General features: G+C 60.6%; 11 protein-coding genes. 8 read left to right on the forward strand and 3 right to left on the reverse strand.

Annotated elements, in window-relative coordinates; translation table 11 throughout:
* Positions 1-105 precede the first annotated feature (105 nt).
* On the reverse strand, positions 106-552 hold the full coding sequence (locus Q0677_RS08775) for a hypothetical protein (RefSeq protein ID WP_298908556.1): 447 nt from the start codon (positions 550-552) through the stop codon (positions 106-108).
* Positions 553-671: 119 nt separating this feature from the next.
* Entirely contained in the window at positions 672-1,214 is a 543-nt protein-coding gene (locus Q0677_RS08780; RefSeq protein ID WP_133489625.1) for a helix-turn-helix transcriptional regulator, read from the reverse strand.
* A gap of 120 nt (positions 1,215-1,334) precedes the next feature.
* Between Q0677_RS08780 and Q0677_RS08785 the strand changes: the two genes are divergently transcribed.
* On the forward strand, positions 1,335-2,840 hold the full coding sequence (locus Q0677_RS08785; protein ID WP_298908561.1) for an AMP-binding protein: 1,506 nt from the start codon (positions 1,335-1,337) through the stop codon (positions 2,838-2,840).
* Between the two features lie 53 nt (positions 2,841-2,893).
* Here Q0677_RS08785 and Q0677_RS08790 read toward each other — a convergent pair whose 3' ends face one another.
* Positions 2,894-3,178 (reverse strand): glucose-6-phosphate isomerase, encoded by a 285-nt coding sequence (locus tag Q0677_RS08790; RefSeq protein WP_298908564.1) that lies wholly within the window; start codon positions 3,176-3,178, stop codon positions 2,894-2,896.
* Between the two features lie 285 nt (positions 3,179-3,463).
* Between Q0677_RS08790 and Q0677_RS08795 the strand changes: the two genes are divergently transcribed.
* The 7 genes from Q0677_RS08795 to Q0677_RS08825 all read left to right on the forward strand — a co-directional run bounded on the left by Q0677_RS08795 (position 3,464) and on the right by Q0677_RS08825 (position 12,263).
* On the forward strand, positions 3,464-4,804 hold the full coding sequence (locus Q0677_RS08795) for a short-chain fatty acyl-CoA regulator family protein (protein ID WP_298908566.1): 1,341 nt from the start codon (positions 3,464-3,466) through the stop codon (positions 4,802-4,804).
* Positions 4,805-4,924: 120 nt separating this feature from the next.
* The gene (locus Q0677_RS08800) at positions 4,925-5,293 is read left to right on the forward strand and encodes a response regulator (RefSeq protein WP_282182864.1); all 369 of its coding nucleotides are present in this window, start codon (positions 4,925-4,927) and stop codon (positions 5,291-5,293) included.
* 299 nt (positions 5,294-5,592) lie between these two features.
* Positions 5,593-8,331, forward strand: a complete 2,739-nt coding sequence (locus Q0677_RS08805) for an ATP-binding protein (protein WP_298908570.1) — start codon at positions 5,593-5,595, stop codon at positions 8,329-8,331.
* Between the two features lie 45 nt (positions 8,332-8,376).
* Positions 8,377-9,354 (forward strand): FliM/FliN family flagellar motor switch protein, encoded by a 978-nt coding sequence (locus Q0677_RS08810; protein WP_298908572.1) that lies wholly within the window; start codon positions 8,377-8,379, stop codon positions 9,352-9,354.
* A 74-nt stretch (positions 9,355-9,428) separates the two neighbouring features.
* Positions 9,429-9,755 carry a TraR/DksA family transcriptional regulator gene (locus tag Q0677_RS08815; protein WP_133489633.1) on the forward strand — a complete coding sequence of 109 codons (327 nt, stop codon included), beginning with the start codon at positions 9,429-9,431 and terminating at the stop codon, positions 9,753-9,755.
* An 80-nt stretch (positions 9,756-9,835) separates the two neighbouring features.
* Positions 9,836-10,048, forward strand: coding sequence for a hypothetical protein (locus Q0677_RS08820; RefSeq protein WP_133489634.1), 213 nt, complete (start codon positions 9,836-9,838; stop codon positions 10,046-10,048).
* Between the two features lie 130 nt (positions 10,049-10,178).
* The gene (locus Q0677_RS08825) at positions 10,179-12,263 is read left to right on the forward strand and encodes a 3-hydroxyacyl-CoA dehydrogenase NAD-binding domain-containing protein (protein ID WP_298908581.1); all 2,085 of its coding nucleotides are present in this window, start codon (positions 10,179-10,181) and stop codon (positions 12,261-12,263) included.
* The last annotated feature ends 9 nt before the right edge of the window (positions 12,264-12,272 follow it).

Below are 12,272 nucleotides of genomic sequence, written 5' to 3' on the forward strand. Positions count from 1 at the left end.
CCTGTCTATCTATGCAGGCTTCACGTCATTGCAACGCTTATAAGACGCTACGTAAGGGGAGAAAAGCAAGAAGGGCGGCGAAATTGGAGAATCGCCCGATATCTGTCAGGAATTCTTGGTAACCTCCGCCGAAATCGGGTCGTCAGTTTGAGGGGAGCTGTCGTCCTGAAGGATCTCGGGCGCATCAGTCGCCTCGTCCACCTCGGTGAGTTGTTCAGGCTGGGATTCTTGGCCCTCAGACAGAGACCGTGCCAGTTCGATCTGCGCGAGACGCTGGTGCAACTCGCGCTCCATTTCCAGCACGTTCATCTGAAAGGTGGGTGGCGGCCCGACCGGCTGGTTCGGGTCCGGGGGTGGCTCGATTGCATTGCGTTCTCGGTCGTCGGTCAGCGCCTGCGTGTTGCCATGTTCCTGCGTGTTATGGGCATCCGCGCGGGTTTCACCGGCTGCGGGCGATTTTTCCACGCGGTTCGGGTCAGGGGCCGGACGTATTGGCCTCTGCGCCATCAATGTGGCCTGCGCCCCCAAGGGGGACGGTACTGTAAATTCCATTTCAAGCTCCGTGACTTGCGGAGCCCCCACCATGTGGCAGTTTATCCAGCCAAAAGTTGCCAGAGGCTTAAGATCTGGTGGAAAATGTTCACGAAGGTTAACCCGGTCTAAACGAAGTCTTACAGCGGCATGCCCGAGAACTTCGCCACAAGCTCGGGCAGTTTGCGGGCGCCGAACTTTTGCAACAGCCGCGCGCGATGTGCTTCGACCGTGCGATAGCTCAGTCCCAGCGACAGGCCGATTTCTTTCGACGTCTTGCCCTGACAGGTCAGGATGGCCACGTCGCGTTCGCGGGGCGTCAGTTCGACCACAGGGCGTTCGGCCGATAGGTCGGCAAAGCTCCAAACGCCTTGGCGGAACGGGTCGTCAGGCGTCAAGCTGGTGCCGCGTACGCGACACCAGAACATGTCGCCATCCAGCCGTCGCATCACGCGCTCGTCTTCATAGCGTCCGGTTTCACGCAGGATATCGCCCCCGACTCGCGCCACTTTTTCATAGTCTTTCAGTGACGGGTACAGCCGTTCCAGTGGCATGTCTTTGAAGCTGTCGACCTCGGCCCCGAACATCTCGGCAAAGCGCAAGTTGCATTGGCGCACGATCCTGTTTTCGGTCAGCGCAAGCCCCGTGGGCGCGTACATGAAGGCAAGATCCATCTGCGTCATGGCCCCACTCTGCCAAAGCTTTGACGACAATTCAAACAGTTGCGTAGTTCTACGGGGCTTGCGAGGATACAATTTATCGTCCGATAGTCGTTTGGTCGATCGTGATGAAAGGGAGGTCTCATGAATCTGGCGCATTGGCTAGAGCGTACAGCACAAGTGCATGGCGACCGGCCAGCAGTGTTTCGCGGGGCCGAGCAGGTCTTTACCTATGATGGGTTTTTCCGGGCTGCACAGGGGCTGGCGGCAGGTTTGGCCGCGCGTGGCGTCGGTCCGGGCGACCGCGTTGCCCTGTTCATGAAGAACTGTCCGCAATACCTGTTGGGATTCTACGGCGTGTGGGGGCTGGGTGCGGCAGTGGTGCCGATCAACGCCAAGCTGCACCCGAAAGAGGCCGCTTTTATCGTCGAGAACTCGGGCGCCAAGCTGGTCTTGGTGACGGATGACTTGGCTGATGGGCTTGCCGACGTGGCCGATGTGCCCCTTGTGCGCGTCGAACGCCCTGAATTTGTCGAGCTGTTCATGCACGAGCCGCTGCCGGTGGCCGAGCGCGCGGGACCTGACTTAGCGTGGCTGTTCTATACGTCCGGTACAACCGGGCAGCCCAAAGGCGTCTATATCAGTCACGAGATGATCCGCTCGACCTCTTTGTCCTATTTGTTGGATTGCGACGACGTTTCGCCCGATGATGGGGTCTTCTATATGGCGCCGATGAGCCACGGGGCCGGGATCTATTCACCGATCCACGTGGCGCGCGGGGCGCGACACATCACGCCTGCTTCGGGCGGATTTGACGAGATTGAGCTTTTGGACACGGCGGAGGCACAAGGCCCGCTTCAGATGTTCATGGCGCCCACGATGGTGCGGCGGTTTACAGATATTGCGAAGGCGGCGGGGCGGCGCGGCGAGGGGATCAAAACCATCGTCTATGGCGGCGGACCCATGTATCTGGCGGATATTGAAGACGCCGTCGACTGGTTCGGCCCGCGCTTCGTGCAAATTTACGGGCAAGGCGAATGCCCGATGGCAATCACGGCCCTGTCACGGGGTGAGGTCGCAGACCGCTCGCATCCGCGGTGGCGTGACCGTCTGGCCTCGGTCGGGCGGGCGCAAAGCGTGGTCGAACTGCGGATCGGGGACGAAGCTGGCCAGCCCTTGCCCCCCGGCGAGGTGGGCGAGATCATGGTGCGCGGCACCCCCGTCATGCCCGGCTATTGGAATAATCCTGAGGCCACCGCGAAAACGCTGGTGGACGGCTGGCTGATGACCGGAGACATGGGGTTTCTGGACGAGGACGGCTATCTGACCATGCGGGATCGGTCGAAGGACGTGATCATCTCGGGCGGGACAAATATCTACCCGCGTGAGGTGGAAGAGGCGCTGTTGACCCACCCGGATGTGCGCGAGGTCAGCGTGGTGGGGCGCCCCAGCGCGGAATGGGGCGAAGACGTTGTGGCGTTTGTTGTGTTGGCCGAAGGGGCTGTATTGGACGAGGCCACGCTGGACGCGCATTGTCTTGAAAATATTGCCCGCTTCAAACGGCCCAAAGCCTATGCTGCGCTGCCTGAATTGCCCAAGAACAACTATGGCAAAGTGCTGAAAACCGAGCTGCGCAAGCTGTGTGAATAGAAATAAAGGCGCGCCGTATCGGGCGCGCCTTCTTGTGTGTCATGCTGTCCTGATCAGACCGGGCAGGGCTCTTGGCGATAGGTACCGTCACCATTCGAATAGGCGCACATATTGGTGTGATAGTTGCGGGCCACCATGATGCCAGCGGCAGCGCCGCCCAGCGATGCCAGTACCGTCCAATTTTTATTGGCGCCAATGGCGTTTGCGGTGATCAAGCCAGCGGTGATCCCGGCAACACCGCCGACGATAGTTTTTTCCTGATCGGTCAGGGGGCGGCTCATACAGGCGGTCAGCGCCAGCGAGGCCACACAGGCGAGGGTCAATACAGATTTCTTCATGTTGTCCTCCAGAATGAAAGGCTGTTTTCATACACTTCCTAGTGGATTTGAAGGCCAAGCGCACATTTCGGCGCAGTGCGGCTAGAACCCGGCGGGAAATTGCCACCTGATTTGGGTGATGTCTCCTTTGGGTTTGTTAACGTAGTCGTGCGCCCATGTTCACATTTGAAAATTGCGTGTTAAGGCGCTACAAAGGCGTGATCTTTTTGTAAACTCACTTCGGTGGAGGTGGCGTAATTTGAAAACGCTGCCAAACTCCATAAACGCATTGCAAGGTGACGACCTATGCCACATTCCAGACTGACAGGAAGCCGAATTCGCGAACGCAGGCTTGTGCTGGGCCTGAAACAGGCTGCGCTTGCCAAGGATGTCGGGATTTCCGCGGCCTATCTGAACCTGATCGAGCATAACCGTCGTCGCGTGGGCGATAGTCTGCTCGAGGCGCTTGCAAAGGCGTTGAAGACCGACCCAGCCGTGCTGGCGGAAGGCGCCGAGGCAGCTCTTTTGGGCGCATTGAGTGAGGCGGATAAACGACTGCCGCAAGCGCAGGCCGAGCTCGACCGGTCCGAGGATTTTGCAGGGCGATTTCCCGGTTGGGCGTCGTTGGTTATGGCGCAGAACCAGCGGATCCAAGAACTTGAACAGATGGTCGAGGCACTGTCGGATCGCCTGACCCATGACCCCGAACTGGCTGCGTCTCTGCACGAAGTAATCTCGGCGGTGACGGCCATCCGCTCGACCGCCGCCATTCTTTCCGGCGGTGGCGAGGTTGATCAGGAATGGCAGGATCGCTTCCTGCGAAACATGCGGGACGAAGGGATGCGCCTGTCCAGTGCCGCGCAGGGTCTGGTCGAGTTTCTGGATGCAGGCAGCAGCGAAGAGGTTGTCCCCATCGGGCCGTCGGAAGAGCTGGCGACATTTCTGGGCGCCAATGAGCACTTCTTCCCAGACCTTGAAGCCCCATCTGCGTGGAAGGCTGGTGCGCGCGATCAGGCCATTGCGGCGGTGATTGCGGACAGTTCCGCGCTGACCTCGCGCGAGGCGCAGGACATGGCGCGGCAATTTTTGCTGCAATATGTGCGGGATGCAGAAGCGATGCCCATGCAGGCCTTCCAGACCGCGCGCACGGCGCATAGGTGGGATCCGGCGGCTCTGGCCCGCGAGTTCCGGCAATCCTTGCCGTCTGTCATGCGACGCATCGCCTTTTTGCCGCCGATCTCGGATGGAACTGTCGCCGGGTTGATCAGTTGCGATGGCGCGGGTGCCTTGGTGGTCCGCAAAGCTGTCCCGGGGTTTGCCTTGCCGCGTTTTGGCGCTGCCTGCCCGTACTGGCCGTTGTTCCAAGCTTTGGCGCAGCCAGAACGCCCCATTCGTGCCGTGGTCCGTCAGCCCGGCGGCGCGCGGCGTCGCCATGTCTGTCAGGCGGTGTGCGTGCAGCAGGATGCGCCGTCTTTTGACCGCCCACCCGTCTATGAGGCTTATATGCTGATCCGCGAGTTGGACGACGCGCTGGATGGAGATGCGCTGTCCCACGCCACTCCGATCGAGGTCGGTTCCACCTGTCGGGTGTGTCCACGCACCGATTGTGCCGCCCGCCGCGAGGCGACGATCCTGTCGGCAGGGTAATTTTGCCGTTATTTCAAGGACGCATCCCTGCCGTTTGGGCGTGTTTTACTTGATTGCGGCCATGATCTTGGCGATAGTCGCGGGACGGTGCGGACACGCCGCATCCCGGGGGAGGGGCTTATGACAAAACAGGTGCTGGTCATCGAGGATGAACCGAACATCGCCGAGGCCATCAGCTTTATCCTAAGTCGCGATGGCTGGAGCGTTTCAACCCACGCCAGTGGCACCACTGCGGTTCAGGCGGTGCGCGACGCCAAACCCGATGTTCTGATCCTTGACGTGATGCTGCCCGGCAAGTCGGGCTATGACATTCTGCAGGACCTGCGCAGTGCCGATGACACCCGCGCGCTTCCGGTTCTGATGCTGACCGCACGCGGGCAGAAAACGGACCGCGATCTTGCCGAGCGGCTGGGTGTGAATCGGTTCATGACCAAACCCTTCTCGAACTCAGAAATGCTGACCAACCTGCGCGAGCTGGTCGGAGGCTGACCGCGTATGAGGTCTCCGCGTGAACCCCTTTTTCTGGCGCGCCAAAGCTATCGCCGGCGCCGGGTTGAGGATGCCGCGCGACTGCTGCCCCTGCTGGGTGTGGTCCTGTTCCTACTGCCCCTGATGGTTGGGGGGGCGATCGGAAATGTGCGCCTTGCCTTTGTCTTTTCGTCTTGGTTCTTTCTGATCCTGTTTGCGATGTTGTTGGCCCGTCATCTCGGGCGTGATTCAGAACAACAATCCACCGGACCCCAATCTAAACCCGTTCGACCGTCAGAAGATCCCGCAGGAACGCGCTGATGCTGACATTCAACACGCTTGTCGGGGTCTGCTTCCTGTATGTCATCATGCTGTTTCTGGTGGCGTTTGTGGCCGACAAACGCGCGCGGCGCAGCAAGGTGCGGTTCCTGTCGTCCCCGATGATCTACACGCTGTCGCTGTCGGTTTATTGTACCGCGTGGACGTTCTATGGCGCGGTCGGATACGCGGCGCGCTCGGGGTTGGAGTTCGTGACCATCTATCTTGGCCCGACCTTGGTGATGATCGGTTGGTGGTGGTTTCTGCGCAAACTGGTCCGGGTAGGGCGCAGCCAGCGTGTGACGTCGATCGCCGACTTGGTGTCGTCCCGCTATGGCAAGTCAAACCTGTTGGGCGTGTTGGTGACTCTGATCGCGGTGATCGGCACCACGCCCTATATCGCGCTCCAACTGCAATCCGTGACCCTGTCCTTCGCCGTCTTTGCCCGCGACCGGTCTGCGGGGTGGGTCATTCCAGACCTTGAGCAGACCGCCATCTGGGTGGCCGGCGGGCTGGCCCTGTTTACAATCCTTTTTGGGACGCGAAACCTTGATGTGAACGAGCGGCACCATGGCGTGGTCACCGCCATCGCGGTCGAGGCCGTGGTGAAGCTTGTCGCGCTGATGGCGGTCGGGATCTTCGTGGTCTGGGGCATTGGCGGCGGGGCGCAGGGTATCTCGGCGGCGATGAATGAAGCCATTCAGGCCGCCCCAGAAGGCGCGTGGTCCCTGCAAGGCGGGCGCTGGGTTGGTCTGACCTTCCTATCCGCAGCCGCCTTCCTGACCCTTCCGCGCATGTTCCAGGTTCTGGTGGTCGAGAATGTGGATGAACGGCAGCTGGCCACAGCCTCGTGGGCGTTCCCACTGTATCTTTTCCTGATGAGCCTTTTCGTCATTCCCATCGCCGTCGTTGGCTTGGCGATCTTGCCGAAGGGCGAAAACCCGGACCTGTTCGTGCTGACCCTGCCACTGTACTTCGAGCGCGACGGGCTGGCGATGCTGGCCTTCCTTGGCGGCTTCAGCTCGGCCACCTCGATGGTGATCGTGGCCTCGATCGCGCTGGCGACGATGGTGTCGAACCACATCATCATGCCTTTGTGGCTGTCGACCCGGCTTGGCGTGGACGCGTCAGAATACCGAGACGCCCGTCAGATCCTGCTCTCAGCCCGTCGCTTGTCCATCGTGGGCATCCTTGCGCTGGGCTATTTCTATTACCGCATCTCTGGCGGTGGGGCTGCGCTGGCGGCAATCGGTCTGATCTCGTTTGCAGGCGTCGCGCAGGTGTTGCCCGCGATGGCCGGCGGGTTGTTCTGGCGCGGCGCGTCGCGCAGCGGGGCCGTGGCGGGCCTGATCACGGGCTTTGTCATTTGGGCCTACACGCTGTTCTTGCCCAGCTTCGGCGAGGCGGGCGTGATGAGCGCCTCGATGTTGGCAGACGGCCCGTGGGGGATCGCGGCCCTGCGCCCGCAGGCCTTGTTCGGTGTAGATGGGCTGGACCCGGTCGTGCACGCGCTGTTTTGGTCTTTGATCCTGAACTGCTCGGTGTTCGTCTCGGTCTCGCTTCTGTCCTTCCCCAGCCCGCTGGAGCGTTTGCAAGCGGCCCAGTTTGTCAATGTGCTGGACCAATCCGGCCCGGCCCGGGGGCGCAGTTTCAACGCGGCCACGTCAGAAGACCTTTTGGTGATGGCGCAAGAAATCATGGGCTCGGATCAGGCGCAGGCGTGGTTTCAGGCGCAGGCGGAGCAGCAGGGGAAACAGGGCTATCTGCCAGACACGACCCCGGATTTCATTGGGCGATTGGAGCGCGAGCTATCGGGTCTTGTCGGTACCGCAACCGCCCACGCCATGATTGGGCAGATCTTGGGCGGCACAACCGTGTCGGTGGATGACCTGCTGGCCGTGGCGGATGAAACCCAGCAGATGCTGGAGCAGACCTCGCAGCTGGAAGCCAAGCAGTTGGAGCTGACCACCACAGCGCGCCAGTTGTCCGAGGTGAACGAGAAGCTGACCCAGCTGTCGATCCAGAAGGACGCGTTCCTCAGCCAGATCAGCCACGAATTGCGCACGCCCATGACCTCGATCCGAGCGTTTTCGGAAATCCTGCGGGATGGAGGGGCGAATGATCCCGAGGCCGCCGCGCGACACGCCTCGATCATCCATGACGAAAGCGTGCGCCTGACGCGGCTCTTGGACGATCTTCTGGATCTCAGCGTGTTGGAGAACGGTCAGGTGCAGCTCTATCCGCGGCGTGAGGTAATGCGCGATGTGCTGGACCGCGCGATTGCGGCCACAAGCTCGGTCATTGATCAGGAAAAGATGCATATCCACCGCAATCGTTCGGACGAGGGGGTGGCGCTGTATACGGATACAGACCGGCTGGCGCAGGTGTTCATCAACCTGATTTCGAACGCCGCGAAATACTGCGATGCCAAGGACAAGCGGTTGGCGATCCGCGTGCGCCAACGCGGCGGGCGGCTGCAAGTGGATTTCGTCGACAATGGCAGTGGTGTGCCCTTGGAAAGCCAGTCGATGATTTTCGAGAAGTTCTCGCGCCTGTCCGATCAGGCGGCCGCAGGCGGTGCGGGCCTTGGCTTGGCCATTTGCCGCGAGATCATGGACAAATTGGATGGGTCCATCACCTATCTGCCGGGGCAGAGTGGCGCCGCGTTCCGCGTGACCCTGCCAATTGGCACGCAATCCCCATTTGGCCGCACATGGCCGTCAGACATCAATCATTTATAAACCTTGTCTTGGCAGTGTCGAAGCGATCTATCGCGTGGAACTGACATGGCCGATCCAGACATATTCAGCGTGTTGCAACGCAAAGCCGGGGCAGGGCAGCCGTCTTCGGGTATTCCGCGCCTCTCGGCGACGGGGGCGTTGGGCAATGCACTGCGACGCGCGGGGCAGGATGTGGCGCGTGTTCTTATCGCGGTGTCGTCAGTCGACCAAGGCAAGGCGGTGCTGGACGAGGTGTTGGGTGATCTGCCAGACAACGCGCTTCTGTGTCTGGTCGAAGGGCCGGACAGCAGTTTTGGTCTGGCTGTTCTGGACCTTAATTTAATGGCTGGACTGGTCGAGGCGCAGACCATCGGGAACGTTTCCAAAGCCGCGGTCACGGATCGTGCGCCGACGCGCACAGATGCCGCCATCTGCGCCGATTTTGTGGATCGCATGATGGAGTGTTTCGAGGTCGAGGCGCATGGCGCGAAACTGGACATCGTTCCTCAGGTCTCGGGCTATCGCTATGCGTTGCCGATTATGGATCCCGAAGTGATTTCTTTGACGCTGGCAAACGTTCACTATCATACGTTTCGGGCCGAACTGGATCTTGCGGGTGGCGCAAAACAGGGCGTGTTGACCGTGATCCTACCGTGCGAAGCCCCGGCCAGCACCAAGCAAAGCCCTGCGACCGACGGGGACGCGCCAGAGCACACAATCGCAGACGTAGCGATGAGCTGTCGGGCTGAACTTCGGGCAATCTTGCATCAGGTCCATCTGCCCGTCACGGACGTGGCAAATCTGGAAGTTGGAATGGTGATCCCCGTGCCGCTTCAGGCGCTTGGTCAAGTGGCGCTGCTGGATCCTGACGATGAGGTTGTGACCACCTGCAGATTGGGGCGAATGCACGGCCAGCGCGCTTTGCGAATTGGCCCCGCGACCGATCCCCGCGTGGTGCCAATGATGCCTGAGCAGTCGCTCGCGGGTGCGACCACAGCACCCGCGCCGTCGCCCCCTGCACAGGCAGATATGCCGACCCCCTAAAGCCTGAAATTGCTTGACCTGTATCAATGCAACGCGCCCTGTCTCGCTTCAAAGTCAGGGCAAAGGAGAACGCTATGGTAGATGTGAACAGGTACCGTGATATTCTGAACGCGCGGATGAAAGAATTGGACAAGCGCCTTCACGAGATTGAAGACGAGTTGGACAGCCACCAGTCGAAGGACTGGGAAGAACTGGCAGTTGAGCGCGAAGAAGATGAGGTTTTGGAAGGCCTGGGGAATTCCGGCCAGAATGAAATCGCCATGATTCAGGCCGCTTTTGCCCGCATGGATGAGGGCGAGTTTGGCTATTGTGTAGAATGTGGCAACGAAATCTCGGCCGAGCGGCTGAACGTGCTGCCGCACACGCCTTTCTGCCGCGACTGCGCTGCAAAGCACGCATAAGGACGATCGCCGCCAGTGGAGGGGCGGCGATCGTTTCCCAGATGGGATCGTCCATTTGATTGCATAAAGGAGAGGATGCAATGGCATTTGAAGAGCTTAAAGCCTCGATCAGTTTGATCCTGGACGAAATCGCAAAACGTCCCGAGGATCGTCACGTTCTGCAAGAACAGCTGCGCGAAAAGATCGCCGAGCTGGACAAGCTGGGCCTGCCGGTGCCCGAAGATATCCGCCGTTTTGAGAGCGAACTGGAAGAGGATGATTCCGACGACCTGTTCGACAACATGCCCGTTTAAGCGGGCGCCGCGGTCACTTTTTGTGACAAATCCGACCAAACGGTCGGGAAAGATGGCGTGACGGTGCCATCAGCCATTGACAAGGTTGCCCCTGTTCTGCCCCTAAAGGGCAACTGATTACGGAGGAACCATGTCCGAGCCTGTCACCCTGCGCGTCGAAAACACTGTTGCGGTCATCACTATCGAAAACCCGCCAGTCAATGCCCTTAGCCACGCGGTACGTTCCGGCCTGTCCGAGACCATTCAGGCCGCGATCGCGGACGATACGGTGAAGGCCATCGTACTGACCGCCGCAGGGCGGACCTTCCCGGCAGGTGCGGATGTGCGCGAGTTCGGGCGACCACGCGAGACGCCGATCCTGTCGCAGGTGTGCGATTTGCTGGAAAACAGCCCAAAACCCACGATTGCGGCCGTACATGGCAACGCGCTTGGCGGCGGATTTGAGCTGGCGCTGGCGTGCCACTATCGCGTCGTGCTGAAGGGCGCAAAAATGGGTCTTCCCGAGGTGAAACTGGGCGTTCTTCCGGGCGGGGGCGGGACGCAGCGTGTGCCGCGCATCGTCGGTGCCGACGCCGCTTTGGACCTGATGCTGACGGGCAAGCCCATTCCGGCGCAAAAAGCGCTAACCCTTGGCCTTGTGGACCAGATCGCGAATGACGATGTAGCGGGCGCCGCTGTCACTATGGCTGAGCAGCTGATCGCAGATGGCAGCAAGACCCGGCCCACGCGTACACGCGCCGAGGGTCTGCAAGATCCGGTCGGATATGCGAACGCCATCGCCGCCCGACGTGAGAAGATGAAAAACGATCCGCAACCCTCGGTGGCCGAGATCATCAACTGTGTCGAAGCCGCGCAGATCTTGCCGTTCGAAGCCGGCATCGCCAAAGAGCGCGCGGCCTTTGATGAATGCGAAACAGGCCCCGAGGCGACCGCTATGCGCCATGCGTTCTTCGCTGAACGTCGCGCTGCGAAAGTGCCCGAGTTGAAAGGCGCGACGTTGCGCCCGGTCACCTCCATCGGTGTGGTCGGGGCTGGCACCATGGGGGCGGGCATTGCGATTGCCTGTCTGGATGCAGGGTTTCCGGTTGTTCTGGTCGAACGCGATCAAGAGGGCTTGGAGCGCGGCGTTCAGCGTATCGTTGCGAACTATGACAAATCGGTCGCCAAGGGCCGCATTGATGCCGCCACAGGAGAAGAGCGTCTGTCGCGCCTGAACGGCACCACCAACATGCAGGATCTGGCCCAAGTCGATCTGATTATCGAGGCTGTGTTTGAAGACGAGGACGTCAAACGCAACGTGTTCGCTCAACTGGATGCGGTTATGAAGCCGGGCGGGATTCTTGCGACGAATACCTCGTATCTGGATATCGACGCGCTGGCGGCGACAATCTCGCGTCCGCAGGACGTGGTGGGCTATCACTTCTTCTCGCCTGCGCACATTATGAAGCTGCTGGAAATTGTGGTCGGCGAGAAGACCGATCCCAACGTGGTCGCGACCGGATTTGAATTGGCCCGTAAGCTACGCAAAGTGCCGGTGCGGGCAGGGGTGGCCGACGGCTTTATCGGCAACCGCGTGTTGGCGGCTTATCGTTTGGCGGCAGATTTCATGCTGGAAGATGGTGCGACGCCGGCCCAGATTGACGCGGCGATGCGCGCTTATGGCTTCCCGATCGGCCCATATCAGGTGCTGGACATGGCCGGGCTGGATATCTCGTGGGCGCGGCGCAAGCGTTTGGCCGCCACGCGGGCGCCGGAAGATCGCTATGTCTCGATTGGGGACAAGATCTGCGAGCAAGGCTGGTTCGGCCAGAAAACGGGCCGGGGGTACTACATCCACGATCAAGAAGGCGGCCCGGTCGAAAACCCCGACGTCTTGGCGATCATTGAAGAAGAGCGCCGCATCCAAGGGATCACCCCGCGCAGCTTCACCCAGCAGGAAATCCAAGAGCGCTGCCTGTTTGCCATGGCGAACGAAGGCGCGCGTCTTGTGGCGGAAGGCGTCGCGCTGCGTCCGTCCGATGTGGATGTGGTGCTGCTTTATGGCTACGGCTTCCCGCGCCATCGCGGTGGCCCGATGATGGCGGCCGATCAGGCCGGTCTGCTGGCTGTGAAGAACGCGCTGACTGGCTGGCAGGCGGAAGAGCCGCGCTTTTGGGCGCCGTCGCCACTGTTTGACGAGCTGATCAAGAACGGCAAGAAATTCGGGGATCTGTGACCCCGGTTA

It is taken from the genome of uncultured Aliiroseovarius sp. (genome assembly GCF_947492455.1).
In the GTDB taxonomy this organism is placed as follows: Bacteria; Pseudomonadota; Alphaproteobacteria; order Rhodobacterales; family Rhodobacteraceae; genus Aliiroseovarius.

Coding starts and splice junctions, on each gene's coding strand:
- Q0677_RS08810 (WP_298908572.1), top strand. CDS start 8,377: ATGGCCGATCCAGACATATTCAGCGTGTTGCAACGCAAAGCCGGGGCA.
- Q0677_RS08815 (WP_133489633.1), top strand. CDS start 9,429: ATGGTAGATGTGAACAGGTACCGTGATATTCTGAACGCGCGGATGAAA.
- Q0677_RS08800 (WP_282182864.1), top strand. CDS start 4,925: ATGACAAAACAGGTGCTGGTCATCGAGGATGAACCGAACATCGCCGAG.
- Q0677_RS08805 (WP_298908570.1), top strand. CDS start 5,593: ATGCTGACATTCAACACGCTTGTCGGGGTCTGCTTCCTGTATGTCATC.
- Q0677_RS08790 (WP_298908564.1), bottom strand. CDS start 3,178: ATGAAGAAATCTGTATTGACCCTCGCCTGTGTGGCCTCGCTGGCGCTG.
- Q0677_RS08795 (WP_298908566.1), top strand. CDS start 3,464: ATGCCACATTCCAGACTGACAGGAAGCCGAATTCGCGAACGCAGGCTT.
- Q0677_RS08825 (WP_298908581.1), top strand. CDS start 10,179: ATGTCCGAGCCTGTCACCCTGCGCGTCGAAAACACTGTTGCGGTCATC.
- Q0677_RS08820 (WP_133489634.1), top strand. CDS start 9,836: ATGGCATTTGAAGAGCTTAAAGCCTCGATCAGTTTGATCCTGGACGAA.
- Q0677_RS08775 (WP_298908556.1), bottom strand. CDS start 552: ATGGAATTTACAGTACCGTCCCCCTTGGGGGCGCAGGCCACATTGATG.
- Q0677_RS08785 (WP_298908561.1), top strand. CDS start 1,335: ATGAATCTGGCGCATTGGCTAGAGCGTACAGCACAAGTGCATGGCGAC.
- Q0677_RS08780 (WP_133489625.1), bottom strand. CDS start 1,214: ATGACGCAGATGGATCTTGCCTTCATGTACGCGCCCACGGGGCTTGCG.